This is a genomic window from Kitasatospora sp. NPDC038210 (assembly GCF_055600605.1).
Genome location: NZ_JBVJYK010000002.1, coordinates 1 through 16,259, shown reverse-complemented (window position 1 = coordinate 16,259; position 16,259 = coordinate 1). Strand labels below are relative to the sequence as shown.

General features: G+C 75.0%; 5 protein-coding genes. 1 reads left to right on the top strand and 4 read right to left on the bottom strand.

Annotation, left to right across the window (positions count from 1 at the left end; genetic code table 11):
* The first annotated feature begins 169 nt into the window (after nt 1-169).
* Nucleotides 170-2,575, top strand: coding sequence for an MMPL family transporter (locus tag ACZ7KX_RS03650; protein WP_470325108.1), 2,406 nt, complete (start codon nt 170-172; stop codon nt 2,573-2,575).
* A 180-nt stretch (nt 2,576-2,755) separates the two neighbouring features.
* On the opposite strand, the gene ACZ7KX_RS03645 is transcribed toward ACZ7KX_RS03650, so the two are convergent.
* From ACZ7KX_RS03645 to ACZ7KX_RS03630, 4 genes are all read right to left on the bottom strand, one after another.
* Nucleotides 2,756-3,565 carry an alpha/beta fold hydrolase gene (locus tag ACZ7KX_RS03645; protein ID WP_470325107.1) on the bottom strand — a complete coding sequence of 270 codons (810 nt, stop codon included), beginning with the start codon at nt 3,563-3,565 and terminating at the stop codon, nt 2,756-2,758.
* A gap of 169 nt (nt 3,566-3,734) precedes the next feature.
* Nucleotides 3,735-3,959, bottom strand: a complete 225-nt coding sequence (locus ACZ7KX_RS03640) for an MbtH family protein (RefSeq protein WP_470325106.1) — start codon at nt 3,957-3,959, stop codon at nt 3,735-3,737.
* A 55-nt stretch (nt 3,960-4,014) separates the two neighbouring features.
* Nucleotides 4,015-11,223 carry an amino acid adenylation domain-containing protein gene (locus tag ACZ7KX_RS03635; protein WP_470325105.1) on the bottom strand — a complete coding sequence of 2,403 codons (7,209 nt, stop codon included), beginning with the start codon at nt 11,221-11,223 and terminating at the stop codon, nt 4,015-4,017.
* Nucleotides 11,223-16,259 (bottom strand): amino acid adenylation domain-containing protein (locus ACZ7KX_RS03630; RefSeq protein WP_470325104.1); only part of this gene is annotated, 5,037 nt, incomplete at its 5' end. The genes ACZ7KX_RS03635 and ACZ7KX_RS03630, both read right to left, overlap by 1 nt.

Sequence of the window (16,259 nt, the reverse complement as noted above, 5' to 3'; positions counted from 1 at the left end):
AACCGCACCGCCCGCGTTACGGGAACCCGCAGGCCACGGACTGCGGAAAACTGGGGACACCCCGGCGGTTTACCTCGTGTCCCGGACCGGCGCCCGGAACTAGCGTTTTCCCCATCGCCACGACGGCAGCCGCCCGAGCGGTTTCCGCAGCAATGGAAGGAAGCAGAACGTGCGAAAGAAGCCGGCAACGGTACGGGTCGCGCGGTGGAGTGCCACACATCCGTGGTCCGCCATCGGGCTCTGGGTGGTCTTCGTCGCGGCCTGCCTCTTCCTGGGCGGGGCCGCCGGGAGCAACAAGATCAGCGACCAGGAGTCCGGGGTCGGCGAGTCCGGCCGCTCGGGCAGGATCGTCGCCTCCGGCCACTTCACCGAGAAGCCCGAGGAGAACGTCCTGATCACGGCCGGGGCCGGCGGGGCGCTGGACACCAAGGCCGCCCAGCAGGCGGCCCAGGAGCTCGCCGACCGGATGAAGGCCCTGCCGGAGGTCGAGAGCGTCGGCAAGCCGGTGCCCTCCCCGGACGGCAAGGCCCTGCTGCTCCCGGTGACCATGAAGGGGGACACCGAGAACGCCGACCGGCGCATCCAGCCGCTGCTCGACGCCAGCGCGGCGGTCCAGAACGCCCACCCGGGCCTGCGGGTCGACCAGGTCGGCACCGGCTCGACGGCGAAGGGTCTCACCGAGACCCTGGGCAAGGACTTCCAGAAGGCCGAGTTCATCAGCCTGCCGCTGACCATGCTGATCCTGCTGGTCGTCTTCGGCGCGATCATCGCCGCCGGCGTGCCCGTGGTCCTCGCCATCTCCTGCGTCGGCGCCGCGACCGGCCTGTCGGCGCTGGCCTCGCACGTGCTGCCCGAGACCAGCGCGGTGAGCAACGTCATCCTGCTCATGGGCATGGCCGTCGGCGTGGACTACTCGCTCTTCTATCTCAAGCGGGAACGCGAGGAGCGCCAGAAGGGCGCCTCTCGGATCGACGCCATCGAGATCGCCGCGGAGACCTCGGGCCACACCGTCCTGGTGTCCGGCGCCACCGTGATCGTGTCGATGGCCGGGCTCTACCTGGCCCAGGAGGCCACCTTCGCCTCGCTGGCCACCGGGTCCATCATCGTCGTGGCCGTCGCCGTCCTGGCCTCGCTGACCGTGCTCCCCGCGCTGCTCGCCAAGCTCGGCCGCTGGGTCGACCGGCCCAGGGTCCCCTTCCTGTGGCGGCTGACGATGCGCTCCGGCGAGTCCAAGCTGTGGCGCGCGCTGCTGAAGCCGGCCCTGGTCCGGCCCGTGCTCACGCTCGTGGTGTCCGTCGGCGCGCTGCTGGCCCTGGCCCTGCCCGCCCTCGACATGAGCCTGAAGCAGCCCGGGTCCGACGACCTGTCCCGCGACATCCCGGTCGTCCAGGCGATGGACCGCCTCACCGCGGCGTTCCCCAGCAAGGGCACCACGCACCAGGTGGCCGTCCGCGCCCCCGGTGACCAGGCCGACAAGGTCAAGGCCGCCCTCGGCGGCCTGCTCGCCCGCACCGCCGCCGACCCGCTCTTCGCCCACGACCAGACGCCCGAGGTCCGCGAGTCGCAGGACCGGACCGTGCACGTGGTGCAGGTCGGCACGCCGCACTCGCCGAAGAGCGACGGCGCCCGGCAGTCCCTCGACCTGCTGCGCACCTGGGTGCCCGAGGCCGTCCAGGGCGTGCCCGGCGTCGAGACCGGCGTGGGCGGCAAGGTGGCGCAGGGCATCGACTTCACCGGCCACCTGAAGGACCGGATGCCGTGGGTGGTGGGCTTCATCCTGCTGCTGACCTTCGTCACCATGGCCTACATCTTCCGCTCGCTCGCCGTGGCGCTCTCCGCGATCCTGCTGAACCTGCTGTCGGCCGCCGCCGCGTTCGGCGTGCTCGTCGCGGTCTTCCAGCACACCTGGGCCGAGAAGCTGCTGGACTTCCACAGCACCGGCGCGGTGGTCTCCTGGCTGCCGCTGTTCCTCTTCGTGGTGCTGTTCGGCCTCTCGATGGACTACCACGTGTTCGTGGTGAGCCGGATCCGCGAGGCCGCCCTCGGCGGGGTGAACGTCAAGGAGGCCGTCCGCGACGGCATCACCCGCTCCGCCGGGGTCGTCACCAGCGCGGCGGTCGTGATGGTCGGGGTGTTCGCGATCTTCGGAACCCTGAGCATGGTCGAGTTCAAGCAGCTCGGCGTCGGCCTGGCGGCGGCGATCCTGCTGGACGCCGTGGTCATCCGCATCTTCGTCCTGCCGGCCCTGATGGCGGCGCTGGGCTCGTGGAACTGGTGGCCGGGCGGCCTGCCCGGCGGCCGTCGCGGACAGCGCGCGGCGCTCGCCGGCCGGGGCCACCGGGAGCCGGAGCTGGTGGACGAGCCGCCCTTCGCGGAGCCGTACGTCCCCTACGCGGTGCCGGACCGCGGCGCCGGCGCCTCGAACGGCTACGGCGCCCCGGCGCCGGCCTACCAGCCGGCCGAGCAGTCGTACGGGTCGGGCGGCGACGGCTACGGCCGCCAGCCCCACCTGACGCAGGCGTGGCCCCCGCCGCGGCCCCAGGGCCACGACCGACCTGACACCTACCAGCAGTAGGCAGGTCCCCCGAACGAGGGGGGAGAGGCGCCCGGGCCCCCGTCGGGCACCTCTCCCCCCTCTCCGTGCGCCGCGCACCGCGCCGCACGCACGAGCGTCCGGCCGGCCCCGGTTCTCCCCGGGCCGGCCGGACGCTCGTGTGCGTCCGGCGGATCGCCGCGACCGCCCGGCCGCGCCGGGTCAGTCGCTCCCGCCGTGCAGGAACTCCACCATGAGCTTGTTCACGGTGTCCGGGTCCTCCAGGTAGCCGTAGTGGCCGCAGCCCTCGACGAGCTCGAACACCGCGCCCGGGATCGCGTTCGCGACCTCCCGGCCCAGGTGCGGCGGGGTGACCACGTCGTCCGCGAAGGCGATCACCTGGCAGGGCACGCCGATGCCGCGGTAGGCGTCGAGCCGGTCGTCCAGCCGGCTCACCTCCATCTGGGCCCGCAGGCCGGGGCCGGCGGGCGGCGCCAGCTCGAACAGGTCCAGCCAGTCGGCCAGCGCGGCGTCGTCGTCGAGGGTGCGCGGCGACAGCGACTTCAGGGCGCGCAGCACGGCGGCGTAGCGGGGCGGCAGCGGAACCCCGGAGTCGTGCAGCTCGATCTCGGCCCGGGTGAGGGCCGCCCGCAGGGTGTCGGTGCGGCCGCGGGTGGCCATCAGCACGACCCGGCTCACCAGGTCGGGCCGGGCGAGGGCGAGCTCCTGGGCGACGAAGGCACCCATCGAGGTGCCGACCACCCGGACCGGGCCCAGCCCGAGCCGCTCCACGAGGCCGGCGACATCGCCCACCAGGTCCTGGAGGGTGAAGCCCTCGGGGCACTCCGAGGTCGGCGGGATGCCGCGGTTGTCGAAGGTGATCGCGCGGAACCCGGCGGCGGTGAGCGCGGGCACCTGGTGCAGCTGCCACACGGTGGCGCCGCCGCCCGTCCCCTGGATGAGCACGACCGGCTCGCCCGCGCCGGTGTCCTCGTAGTGAAGGCGTATGCCGTTGACCGGAACGACCGGCATCTGGGATTCCCCCTTGGTGTCGTCTGCAGCGTGCGTCGTCTGGGTCGTGCGTCGTCCGGGACGTGCGCCCGGGCCCGTGCGTGGGCCGTCCGGCGGCGGCCGGCCGCGGACAGCCGTGTGGCCCGCCCCGGGCGCCGAGGAGCGCTCGCGGGCGGGCCACACGGGAGGATCAGGAGGCGTCGGCGCCTTCCATCGCCCGCACCAGGCTGGCGGGGCGCATGTCGGTCCAGTGGGTGTTGATGTAGTCGAGGGCCGTGTCGCGTGCGGTCGCCTCAAGGGCGGTGCTCCACCCCTCGGGCACCTCGATGAACGCCGGCCACAGGGAGTGCTGCCCCTCGTCGTTGACAAGGACGAGGTAGGTGCCCTCGGGGTCCTCGAAGGGGTTGCTGCTCATGCGATCGCTCCTTTTTCGAAGAATTCTTTTTCTTCCGATCGTTTCCACTCGCAGGTCACAGCCGCTCCGCGAGGAAACGCCCGATGCGGGCCGTGTGCCGGGCATCCGTCATCAGATTTCCATGAGTGGACTCTACCGGGCACACCTCGACCGAACCACCCACGAAGGGTTGCCACAAGCTGACATCCAACCGGCCCGAACGGTCGGCTTCCGACTTCTCCTCGGCGGAGACGAAAAGCAGGTCGCCGTCGAAGAATTCGGGCCGGAATCGCCGCATGAGCCGGACATTGTTCACATAGACGTCCTTCAGCGCCAGGATGTCCTGCGCCTCAAGGTGCCGGAGGTTCTGGTTCCCGGACTGCAGGAACTCGCGGAAGCGCAGCAGGACCGCCTTCTCGTCTGCTATGAGCTCCTCGTCGTCGAAGGTGAAGCCCATCGCCCGCAGGTTGTGCGCGACGACCTCGTGCGGCACCGGGTCCTCGGTGACGGCGTCCGCGGCCTGCGGGTAGGCGTCGAGCAGGGCGAGGAGCGAGACCCGCTCGCCCTCCTCCTGCAGCCGGGTGGCCAGGGCGAAGGCGGTCAGGCCGCCGAAGGACCAGCCCGCCAGCCGGTACGGTCCGGCGGGTTGGACGGAGCGGATCAGGGCGAGGTAGTCCTCGGTCATCTCCTCCATCGAGGTCGGCAGGGCGCCCGAGCCGTCGAGCCCGCTGGCCTGGATGCCGTAGACCGGCACGTCGGGGCCGAGGTGGCGGACCAGGCCGGCGTAGCACCAGCTGAAGCCGCCGCCCGGATGCAGGAAGAACACCGGCGCCGCCGTGCCGCGCGCCCTCAGCGGCAGCAGCCCCCGGGTGGCCCGCCCGCCCGCGGCGGCCTCCTCCCCCGGGCCGGCCGCGTCCCCGGCGAGGGCCCGGGCCACGCCCGCGGGCGTCGGGGCGTCGAAGACCGCGCGCACCGGCAGGTCCGCCGCGAGCTCCTCGCGGATCCGGCCGACCAGCCGGGCGGCGAGGAAGGAGTGGCCGCCGAGTTCGAAGAAGTCGTCCTCGGCGCCCACCTCCGCCACCCCGAGGACCTCGGCGAACAGGGCGCACAGCGCGTGCTCCTCGGGCGTGGCCGGCGGCCGCGACCGCTCCTCGTTGCCCTGGTCGGGGGCCGGGAGCGCGGCCCGGTCGAGCTTGCCGTTGGGGGTCAGCGGCAGCGCCGCGAGGACGGTGAAGGCGGCCGGGACCATGTGCTCGGGCAGTCGGCGCAGCAGGTGCTCCCGCAGCCCGGCCGGGTGCGGGAGGGCGCCGTCGGACGCCACGACGTACCCGGCCAGGCGCCGGTCCCCGGGCCGGTCCTCGCGGACCACCACGGCCGCCTGGGCGACGCCGGGGGCGGTGACGAGGGCGGCCTCGATCTCCCCGGGTTCGATCCGGAAGCCGCGGATCTTGACCTGCGTGTCGGCGCGTCCCAGGTAGAGGAGCTGCCCGTCGGCCGTCCACCGGGCGAGGTCGCCGGTGCGGTACAGCCGGGTGCCGGGCGGGCCCCAGGGGTCGGCGACGAACCGCTCGGCGGTGCGGCCGGGGCGGTGCGCGTAGCCGCGGGCCAGGGCGGCGCCCGCGATGTAGAGCTCCCCGGGGACGCCCGTCGGCACCGGGTTGAGCCGGCCGTCGAGCAGCCGGACGGCCGTGTTGTCGACCGGCGCGCCGATCGGCGGCGCGGTGGGCGCCCAGTCGGCCGGGTCGTCGGGGAGCCGGACGGCGGTGACGACGTGCGTCTCGGCGGGGCCGTAGTGGTTGTGCAGGCGCCGCCCGGGCCGGGCCGCGCAGAAGGTCCGGATGGCGCCGTGCGGGGTGAGCGCCTCCCCGGCCTGGACGAGGTCGGTGAGCTCGGGCAGCGGGAGCCGCAGGGCGGTCGCTGCCTCGCACACCGCGTCCAGGACCAGGTTGGGGGCGTACAGCTCGTGGACCCGCTGCTCCTGGAGCCATCCGGCCAGCCGGGCCGGGTCGCGCCGGACGTCCTCCGGGCAGACCACCAGGGTCTTGCCGGCGAGGAGCGCGGAGAGCATCTCCTGCACGGACACGTCGAAGCTGACCGCGGTGAACTGGGCCACCCGGGTGCCGGGGCCGCCCGGCAGCTCCCGCTCGTGCCAGTCCAGCAGGTTGAGCAGGGCTTCGGCCGGCATGGTCACCCCCTTGGGGCGGCCGGTCGAGCCCGAGGTGTAGATGACGTAGGCGGGGTGGGCCGGGTGGTACGGGGCACGGCGCCCGGCCGCGGCGTCGGCGCCGTCGCGCCGGGCGGCGAGGGCGGCCGACACCTCCGGGGAGTCGACCGTCAGCCTCGGCGGCCCGGCCCGGTCCGGAAGGACGGCGTCCAGCTCACGTGTGGTCAGGACGAGCGCCGGCCGGGCGTCTTCGAGCATGTACGCGATGCGGTCGGCCGGGTAGGCCGGGTCCACGGGCAGGTAGCCGGCGCCGGCCTTGAGGACCGCCACGAGGGCGGTGACCAGGTCGGCGGACCGGTGCATCGCGACGGCGACGAGGCTCTCGGGGCCCACGCCGCGCTCGCGCAGCAGCCGGGCGAGGCGGTCGGCCCGCTCGTCGAGCTCCCGGTAGCCGAACGAGCCGGCGGCGTCCTCCACGGCCGTGGCGAGCGGGCTGCGGGCGGCGGCGGCCTCGAAGCGGGCGGCCGGGCCGGTGTCCCGGGCCCGGGGGTGCTCGGCGCCCTTCCCGCGGGCCAGCATCCGGTCCCGTTCGGGGCCGGTGAGCAGCCGCAGTTCGCCGAGGCGGCGCTGCGGGTCGGCGGTCACCTCGTCGAGCAGCCGCAGCAGCCGGTCGACGAGGGCCCGCGCCGTAGCGGGGTCGAACAGGTCGGTGCTGAACTCCAGCCCGGCGCCGAGGCCGTCGGGGGTTCCGTCCGGGCCGTGCCGTTCGGCGAAGGAGAGCAGCAGGTCGAACTTGGCCGAGCCGGTGCCGGACGACAGGGGTTCGGCGGTGAGGCCGGGCAGCCGCAGGCCGCCGTCGGCGGCCGCGCTGCGCTGGTCGGTGTTGTTGAAGGTGAGCATGGTCTGGAACAGGGGGTGGCGGGACTGCGCCCGCTTCGGGTTGACCGCCTCCACCAGCCGTTCGAAGGGCAGGTCCTGGTGCGCGTAGGCGGCGAGGTCCGTCTCGCGGACGCGGGCGATCAGCTCCTTGAACGTCGGGTCGCCGGAGGTGTCGGTGCGCAGCACGAGGGTGTTGACGAAGAAGCCGACCAGGTCGTCCAGGGCGTCGTCGGTGCGGCCCGCGATCGGCGTCCCGAGCGGGATGTCCTCGCCCGCGCCGAGCCTGGTCAGCAGGGCGGCGACGGCGGCCTGGAGCACCATGAACGGGCTGGACTGGGTGGAGCGGGCGAGGCCGCGGATCCGCCCGTACAGCGCTTCCGGGACGTCGTAGAGGACGCGGTCCCCCCGGTGCCCGGCGACCGCGGGCCTGGGCCGGTCGGCCGGCAGTGCCAGCTCCTCCGGAAGGCCGGCCAGGGCCTGCTTCCAGTAGGCGAGTTGGCGGGCCGCCGGGCTGTCCTCGGCGTCCTCGGCGCCGAGCACGGTGCGCTGCCAGAGGCTGTAGTCGGCGTACTGGACGGGCAGTGGCCGCCAGGCGGGGGCGGTGCCGCCGTGCCGGGCGGTGTAGGCGGTGACCAGGTCCCGGGCGAGCAGCGGGACGGACCAGCCGTCGCCCGCGATGTGGTGCACCAGCAGCAGCAGCACGTGCTCCCCTGCGCCGGTGCCGAACAGCCAGGCCCGCAGCGGGAGTTCACGGTCGAGCGCGAAGCCGTACCCGGCCGCCGCGGCGAGCTCCGCGTCGAGGCGCCCGGCCGGCACGTCGGGGACGTGCGTCAGCTCCGGCCGGCCGGCCGCGCCTTCGCGGACGATCTGGTACGGCCCCTCGGCGTCCTCCGCGAAGACGGTGCGCAGCGACTCGTGGCGCTGGGCGAGGTCGGCGAGGGCGGTCCGCAGCGCCTCCCGGTCGAGGTCGCCGGTGAGCCGCAGCGCGAAGGGGATGTTGTAGGTCGCGCCGGGCCCCTCGAAGCGGTGCAGGAACCACAGCCGGCGCTGGGCGAACGAGGCGGGGACGCGCTCCGGGCGGGGCGTGGCCCGCTCCAGGGCCGGCCGGGCGTCCCCGGCCGCGTCCAGGGCCCGGGCGAGGGCCGCCGGCGTGGGGTGCTCGAAGAGCTGCCGGACGGCGAGTTCGGCGCCGAGGACCGAGCGGACCCGGCCGACCAGCCGGGTGGCGAGCAGCGAGTGGCCACCGAGGTCGAAGAAGTCGTCGTCGATGCCGACCTGCGGCACGCCGAGGAGTTCGGCGAACAGCCCGCACAGGATGGACTCCTGCGGGGTGCGGGGCGCGCGCCGGTCCGCCGTGGCGGGCTGCGTCGCGTCCGCCGTCGGCAGGGCTCGCCGGTCGACCTTGCCGTTGCCGGTGAGCGGCAGCGCGTCGAGGAGGAGGAACGCGCCGGGCACCATGTAGTCGGGAAGTTCGGCGGCGACGTGGGCGCGCAGCGCAGCCGGGGACGGCTCGGTGCCCCGTTCCGCGACGAGGCAGGCGACCAGCCGCTTGTCGCCGGGGCGCGGCTCCTGGACGGTGACGACGGCCTGGGCGACGTCCGGGTGGCGGCCCAGGACGGCCTCGATCTCGCCCGGTTCGATCCGGAAACCGCGCAGCTTGACCTGTTCGTCGGCGCGCCCGAGGTAGTCCAGGGTGCCCTCGGGCGTCCACCGCACGAGGTCGCCGGTGCGGTACATCCGGGAGCCGGCCGGGCCGTACGGGTCGGCGACGAAGCGCTCGGCGGTGAGTCCGGGACGCCGCCAGTAGCCGCGGGCGAGGCCCGCCCCGGCGATGTGCAGCTCGCCGGCCGTGCCGGGCGGGACGGGCCGCAGCCCCGCGTCCAGGACCAGCAGCCGGGTGTTGTCCAGCGGGGTGCCGATCGGGACGGCGTCCGGGACGGGGCCGCCGGCCGGCAGCCGGTGTCGGACGGCGAAGGTGGTGGTCTCGGTGGGCCCGTAGCCGTCGACGACGGCCGTCCCGGGGCAGGCGGTCATCACCCGGCGGACCGACGCGGCGGGCACCACGTCACCGCCGGTCCAGACCTCCCGCACGCCGGCGAGGGCGTCCGGGGCCTCGTCCGCGACGAGCTGGAAGAGGCCGGAGGTCAGCCAGAGCCCGGTCACGCCGTGTTCGGCGACCAGTTTGCCGAGGACCTCGGTGTCGAGGTCGCCGGGCGGGGCGACGACGGCGGTGCCGCCGGAGAGCAGCGGCACCCACAGCTCGTAGGTCGAGGCGTCGAAGGCGTGCGGCGAGTGCACCAGGACGCGCCGGTGGGAGCCGCCCGCGAACGACCGGTCGTGGGCGAGTTCGAGCACGTCGCGGTGGGTGACGGCGACGCCCTTGGGCGTGCCGGTCGAACCGGAGGTGTGCATCAGGTAGGCGAGCTGCTCCCCCGGGACGTGCCGCGGCAGCGCCGCCCCGGCGGAGGACGGCTCCGGGCCGTCGTCGTCGACGGCGACCACCGGGCCGGTGCCGAGCTCCGCCGCCCGGCCGGCGTTCTCCTGGTCGGTCAGCACGAGGCCGGTCCCGGCCAGCGAGGCGACCTGCCGCAGCCGGTCCACCGGGTCCCCCTGGCGCAGCGGCACGTAGGCCCCGCCGGACTTGAGGACGGCGAGCACCGCCACCACCAGCTCCGCCGAGCGTTCCATGAGCAGCGCCACCGGCGTCTCGGCCGTCACGCCGAGCCCGACCAGCCGGCGCGCCAGCGCGTCCGAGCGGGCGTCCAGCGCGGCGTAGTCGTACGCGGCGGTGCCGCACCGCACGGCGACGGCGTCCGGGGTCCGCCTGGCCTGGGCCCGGAACGCCTCGGGCAGGCCGCCCGCGGGCACCGGGGTGTCCGCGCCGCGGCCGAGGACCAGGGCGGCCCGGCGCTCGGTGTCGGAGAGCAGGTCCAGCCGGGCCAGCGGCAGGCCCGGCTCGGCGGCGACCGAGCGCAGCACCCGGACCAGCCGGTCCAGCACGGCCCGGGCGGTCGCGTCGGGGACCAGGTCGGGCTGGTGGTCCAGGCGCAGCCGCAGTCCGCCGCGGCCGACCGCCACCAGGGCGAGCGGGTAGTGGGTGGCGTCCCGGTTGCGGCTGCCGGTGACGGTGACGCCGCGGATGCCGCCGGGCCGGTCGTTCTCGGCCCCGATGTCCACCGGGTAGTTCTCGAACACCATGGTGGTGTCGAAGAGTTCGCCGGCCCCGGCCAGCCGCTGCACCTCGGCCAGGCCGGTGTGCTGGTAGGGCTGGAGCCGGGTCTGCTCGTCCTGCACCCGGCGGACGGTGTCCACCAGGGACTCGTCGGACCGCAGGACGACGCGCACCGGCAGGGTGTTGATGAACAGCCCCACCATGGTCTCGATCCCGGGGACCTCCGGCGGCCGGCCGGAGACGGTGCTGCCGAAGACCACGTCGTCCCGCCCGGTGAGCCCGCTCAGGACGACCGCCCAGGCGCCCTGGACCAGCGAGTTGAGCGTGAGGGCCCGCTCGCGGGCGAGCGCGGTGAGCGCCTCGTGGGTGGCCCGGTCCAGCTCCGTCTCCAGCCGGCCCGGTACGACCGGGGCCCGCTCGCCCGCGTGCGGCGCGACCAGCGTGGGACCGTCGAGCCCGGCCAGGGCCTCGCGCCAGGCGCCCAGCGCCGACGCCTTGTCCTGGCCGGCCAGCCACTGCAGGTAGTCGCGGAACGGCCGGACCCGGGGCAGCGCACTGTCGTCGCCCGCGGTGGCGTACAGCGCCAGGAGCTCCCGCACCAGCATCGGCCGCGACCAGCCGTCGAGCAGGATGTGGTGGTTGGTCAGCACGAAGCGGTGCCGCCGCTCGCCGAGGCGCATCAGGGTGAACCGCATCAGCGGCGGGCGGCCGAGGTCGAAGCGGCGCGTGCGGTCCTCCTCGACGGCCCGGTCCGCGGCCGCCGTGCGTTCCCCCTCGGGCAGCCCGGTCAGGTCCAGCTCCTCCCAGGGGAGCCGAACCTCGTACGGGATGAGCTGCACGGGGCGCTGCACGCCCGTGTAACGGAAGGCCGCGCGCAGGTTGCCGTGCCGCCGCAGCAGGGTCCGGCAGGCCGCCTGCAGCGCCTCGGTGTCGAGCGCGCCCTCCAGGTCGATGGCCTGCTGCACGAGGTACACGTCCGGTGCCGCCTCGTCGTACACGCTGTGGAACAACAGTCCTTCCTGGAGCGGGGCCAGCGGCAGGATGTCCTGCAGTCCGGACTGCGTCGCCATTACCAGGTCCTCCACTCGTCTTCCAGCGATTCGATCTCGTCCTGGCTCAGCAGGCTCAGGGACACGTCCGAGACGGTCAGCCCGCCCGCGTCGGGGCGTTCGGCGTGCTCGGTCAGCGCCCGCAGGGCCTGGAACCAGAGGTCGGCCAGTTCCTCGACCTCGGCCCGGCCGAGGATGTCCCGCGCCCACGTCCAGGTGGCGGCCAGCTCGGGCCCGGCGGGCCCGTCGTTGGTGCGGGCGTTGAGCTCCAGCGGGTGCGCGAGCGGCACCCTCGGGTCGGTGCCGCCGGCGCCGGCCGCGGTGGACAGCACGGTCCAGTCGGGGACGGCGGTGCTCCCGGCGCCCTGCGGCCCGGCCGTGGTGAAGCGGCCCAGGTAGTTGAACGCCACCTGCGGTCGGGGCAGTCCGGCGAAACCGGGGGCCGTGGCCGGGTTGAGGTGGCGCACCAGGCCGTAGCCCATGCCCTTGTCCGGCACCGCCCGCAGCTGCTCCTTGACCGCCTTGAGCGCGGCCCCGGCGGCCGGGCCGCCGGCGAACGCGTCGGCCAGGTCGGCGGTGACCGGGTCCAGCCGCACCGGGTACAGGCTGGTGAACCAGCCCACCGTCCGGGACAGGTCCGCTCCGCCGACCACGTCCTCCTCGCGGCCGTGGCCCTCCAGGTCGATCAGGGCCGTGCCGGCCGGGCTGCCCCGCCAGCGTGCCCAGGCCAGCGCGAACGCGCTCAGCAGCACGTCGTTGACCTCCGCCTTGAACACCGAGGCCACCCGGGTGAGCACCTGCTCGGTCACCTCCGTCGGCAGGGTCACCGTCAGGTGCTCCGCCGTGGCGTAGGTGTCCAGCTCCGGGTCCAGCGCCCGCCGGCCGATCCGCGGGTCGCCGGGCCTCAGCACCTGCTGCCACCAGCCGGCCTCCGCCGCCCGGGCGGGCTCGGCCGCCTCGTCGGACAGCCGCTGCGACCAGCGCCGCAGCGAGGTGCCGACGGCCTGCAGCCGGGGCTCGTGCCCGCCGCCCACCGCCCGGTACGCCTCCGCCAGGTCGGGCACCAGGATCCGCCAGGACACCCCGTCGACGACCAGGTGGTGGACGATCAGCAGCAGCAGGCCGGGCAGGTCGCGGCCGCGGTCGAACCAGACGGCCTGGAACACGCTCCCGGAGGCCAGGTCGAGCCGCTCGCGCGCGGCCCGCGTCTCCCGGCCGACCAGCTCCCGCTGCGCCTGCTCGTCCAGCCCGGCCGCATCGACGCGGCGGACCGTCGCGGAGGCGTCCACGGCACCGGGGGCACGGACCTCCAGCCGCCGCTCGGGCGCCGGGGAGAGCCGGGCCCGCAGGGCGTCGTGGTGGTCGAGCAGGGCCCCGACGGCCGCCGCCAGGTGCTCCCGGGTCACGGACGCCGGGACCTGCACCAGCCGGGACTGGTTGTACTGGTCGGCGGGGCCGCCGCGTTCGAGGAACCAGTGCATGATCGGCGTCAGCGGCACCTCGCCGACCCCGGCGCCCGGCTCCTCGGCGCTCGCGCCCCCGGTCTCCCGGACGACCTCGGCCAGGGCCGCCACCGTCCGCTGCTCGAAGACGTCGCGGACCGACAGTTCGAGTCCGGCCCGGCGGGCCCGGCTGACCAGCTGGATCGACATGATGCTGTCGCCGCCGAGGTCGAAGAAGCTGTCGTCGATCCCGGCCTCGTCCAGGCCCAGCACGTCGGCGAACAGCGCGCACAGCGCCTTCTCGCGCTCGGTGCGCGGCCCGCGCCCGCCGGCGCCGTCCCGGTCCGCCCCGTACACGGGAGCGGGCAGGGCCCGCCGGTCGAGCTTGCCGTTCAGGGTGAGCGGCAGCGCGTCCAGCACGACCACGGCCGAGGGCACCATGTAGTCGGGCAGGGCGGCCGCGACCCGGGCGCGCAGGGCGTCGGTGTCGACCGGCGCCCCGGCGGCCGCGACGACGTACGCCACGAGGCGCTTGTCGCCGGGCCGGTCCTCGCGCAGGACCACGGCGGCCTGGGCGACCTCGCCGGGCGCCGCGAGCACCGCCTCGACCTCGCCGGGCTCGATCCGGAAGCCGCGCAGCTTGACCTGGTCGTCGACGCGGCCGAGGAACTCCAGCCGCCCGTCGCCGAGTCGGCGCACCACGTCGCCGGTGCGGTACATCCGCTCGCCGCCGCCCGCGAAGGGGTCGGCCACGAAGCGCTGGGCGGTCAGCCCGGCCCGGCCCAGGTAGCCGCGGGCGACACCGGCGCCGCCGATGTACAGCTCGCCCGCGACGCCCGGGGGCACCGGCCGCAGCCGCGCGTCCAGCACGTGCACCCGGGTGTTCCAGAGGGGCCGGCCGATCGGGACGACCGCCTCGGGCACCTCCTGCGGCGAACGCAGCCGGTTGACCGTGGAGAACACCGTGGTCTCGGTCGGCCCGTACTCGTTGGCCACCACGATGCCGGGGCAGGCCTCCAGGACGCGCCGAACGGCGGCCGGGGACACCACGTCACCACCGGCCCAGACCTCCCGGACGCCCCGGAAGCACTCGGGCCGCTCCTCCGCGAGCACCCGGAACAGGCCGGCGCTGACGAACAGTCCGGTCACCCCGCCCTCGGCGATCGCGGTCGCGAGGTCACCGGCGTCGATCCGCCCGGCGGGGGCGACGACGACGGTGCCGCCGGTCAGCAGCGGGGTCCAGATCTCGAAGGTGGAGGCGTCGAAGGCGTACGGCGAGTGCATCAGCACGCGCTCGTGGTTGCCGTCGCGCCAGAACCGGTCGGCCGCCAGGTGCACCACGTTGTGGTGGGTGTTGCCGACGCCCTTCGGGGTCCCGGTCGAGCCCGAGGTGTACATCACGTACACCAGTTGCTCGGCGTCCGTGGCCACGCCCGGATCGGTGACCGGTCCGGAGGCCGGGTCGAGCACGCCGCCCGGCCCCACCCGCAGCACCGGCACGTCCACCGCGAACCCGACGGCGTCCGGGGCCCGGTCGGTGAGCAGGGCCACCGCCGCGGTGTCCCGCAGGATGAACTCGGAACGGGCGGCGGGCTGGTGCGGGTCGATCGGCACGTACACGCCGCCGGCCTTGAGCACCGCGAGCGTCGAGACGACGAGCTCCGCCGACCGCTCCTGCAGCACGGCGACCCGGCTCTCGGCGCGCACGCCCCGGCCGATCAGGAGGTGGGCGAGCCGGTTGGCCCGCTCGTTGAGCTCCCGGTAGGTGACCGTCCCGTCGGCGCCCGCGAGGGCCACCGCGTCGGGGCGCGCCGCCACGTGCTCCTCGAAGAGCACGTGCACCGGGGTCCGGTCGCGGTGCTCGACGGCCGTGTCGTTCCACTCCACGAGGATCCGGTGCCGCTCGTCGGCGTCCAGGACCTCCACGTCGCCGATCCGGCCGTGCGGGTCCTCCGCGAGGGCCGACAGGACGCGGACGAAACGGTCCGCGATGCCCTGCGCGGTGGCCCGGTCGAACAGGTCGGCGCTGAAGTCCAGCGCGCCGGCCAGGGCGGGCGTGCGACCGGGCGCCGCACCGTGCTCGACGAGCTCGAAGGAGAGGTCGAACTTCGCGGAGGGCGCGCCGAGCGGGCGCCCGGTGACCGTGAGCCCGGCCGGGCCCGCAGCGGCGGGACCGGCAGGACCAGCGGGACCGGCAGCTGCGGCGCGGGCGCCGCTGTCGAAGCTGAGCGCCGTCTGGAAGAGGGGGTGCCGGGCGAGCGAGCGCTCCGGGTTGACCGCCTCGACCAGCCGCTCGAACGGCAGGTCCTGGTGCGCGTACGCCTCCAGGTCGGCCGCCCGCACCCGCTCGATCAGCTCCGCGAACGTCGGGTCGCCGGAGGTGTCGGTCCGCAGGACGAGGGTGTTGACGAAGAAGCCGACCAGGTCGTCCAGGGCGTCGTCGGTGCGGCCCGCGATCGGCGTGCCGAGCGGGATGTCCTCGCCCGCGCCGAGCCTGGTCAGCAGGGCGGCCAGCGCCGCCTGCAGCACCATGAACACACTCGCCCGGTGCTCACGAGCCACCCGGGTCAGGCCGTCGTGCAGGCCGTCGGGGAACGCGAAGGTCACCCGGTCGCCCCGGTAGGAGGCGGTGGCCGGCCGCGGCCGGTCGAAGGGCAGCGCCAGCTCCTCCGGCAGGCCGTCCAGGGCCCTTTGCCAGTAGGCGAGTTGACGCGACACCTCGCTCTCCGGATCGGCCTCGGAGCCGAGCAGCTCGCGCTGCCACAGGCCGTAGTCGGCGTACTGCACCGGCAGTTCCTGCCAGGCCGGGGCCGCCCCGAGGACGCGAGCCGAGTAGGCGGCGGTCAGATCGCGGACCAGGATGCCGCGCGACCAGGCGTCGCCCGCGATGTGGTGGGTCAGCAGCAGCAGCGCGCTACGCTCCCGGCCCTCGCCGTCCGGCTCCGGGGGGAGCCTGAACAGCGAGGCCCGCAGCGGGACTTCCCGGCCCAGGTCGAAGACGTACCCGGCCGCGCGACGCATCATCCGGTCCACGACCGCGTCGTCGTCGTCGACCTGCTCGACGGCCAGCGGCACCTGCACCTGCTCCGGCTCCAGCACCACCTGGTAGGCGGCGCCGTCGGCGTCCTCGGCGAAGACGGTCCGCAGGCTCTCGTGACGGGCGACCACGTCGGCCAGCGCGCCACGGAGCGCCTGCTCGTCGACCGGACCGGTCAGGCCCAGCGAGACCGGCATGTTGTAGGTGTCGCTCGGGCCCTCCAGGTGCTGGAGGAACCAGAGCCGCTGCTGGGCGTGCGACAGCGGCACCCTGGCCGGCCTGACCGCGCGGACCACCCGACTGCGCGAACCGGCTCCCGCATCCAGTGCGGTGGCGAGTTCGGCGACGGTGGACGCCTCGAACACCTGCCGGACGGCGAGTTCCACGTCCAGGACCGACCGGATCCGGCTCACCAGACGAGTGGCGAGCAGGGAGTGCCCGCCGAGCTGGAAGAAGTCGTCGTCGATCGACACCGACTCCGCACCCAGCGTCTCCGCGAACAGACCGCACAGGATCTCCTCGCGCGGCGAACGCGGCGCCCGCCCGGCGGAGTCCGCCCCGTACTCCGGTGCCGGCAG

Bases quoted from the DNA above. Each gene is read 5' to 3' on its own strand.
- ACZ7KX_RS03645 (WP_470325107.1), bottom strand. From the start codon at position 3,565: ATGCCGGTCGTTCCGGTCAACGGCATACGCCTTCACTACGAGGACACC.
- ACZ7KX_RS03640 (WP_470325106.1), bottom strand. From the start codon at position 3,959: ATGAGCAGCAACCCCTTCGAGGACCCCGAGGGCACCTACCTCGTCCTT.
- ACZ7KX_RS03635 (WP_470325105.1), bottom strand. From the start codon at position 11,223: ATGGCGACGCAGTCCGGACTGCAGGACATCCTGCCGCTGGCCCCGCTC.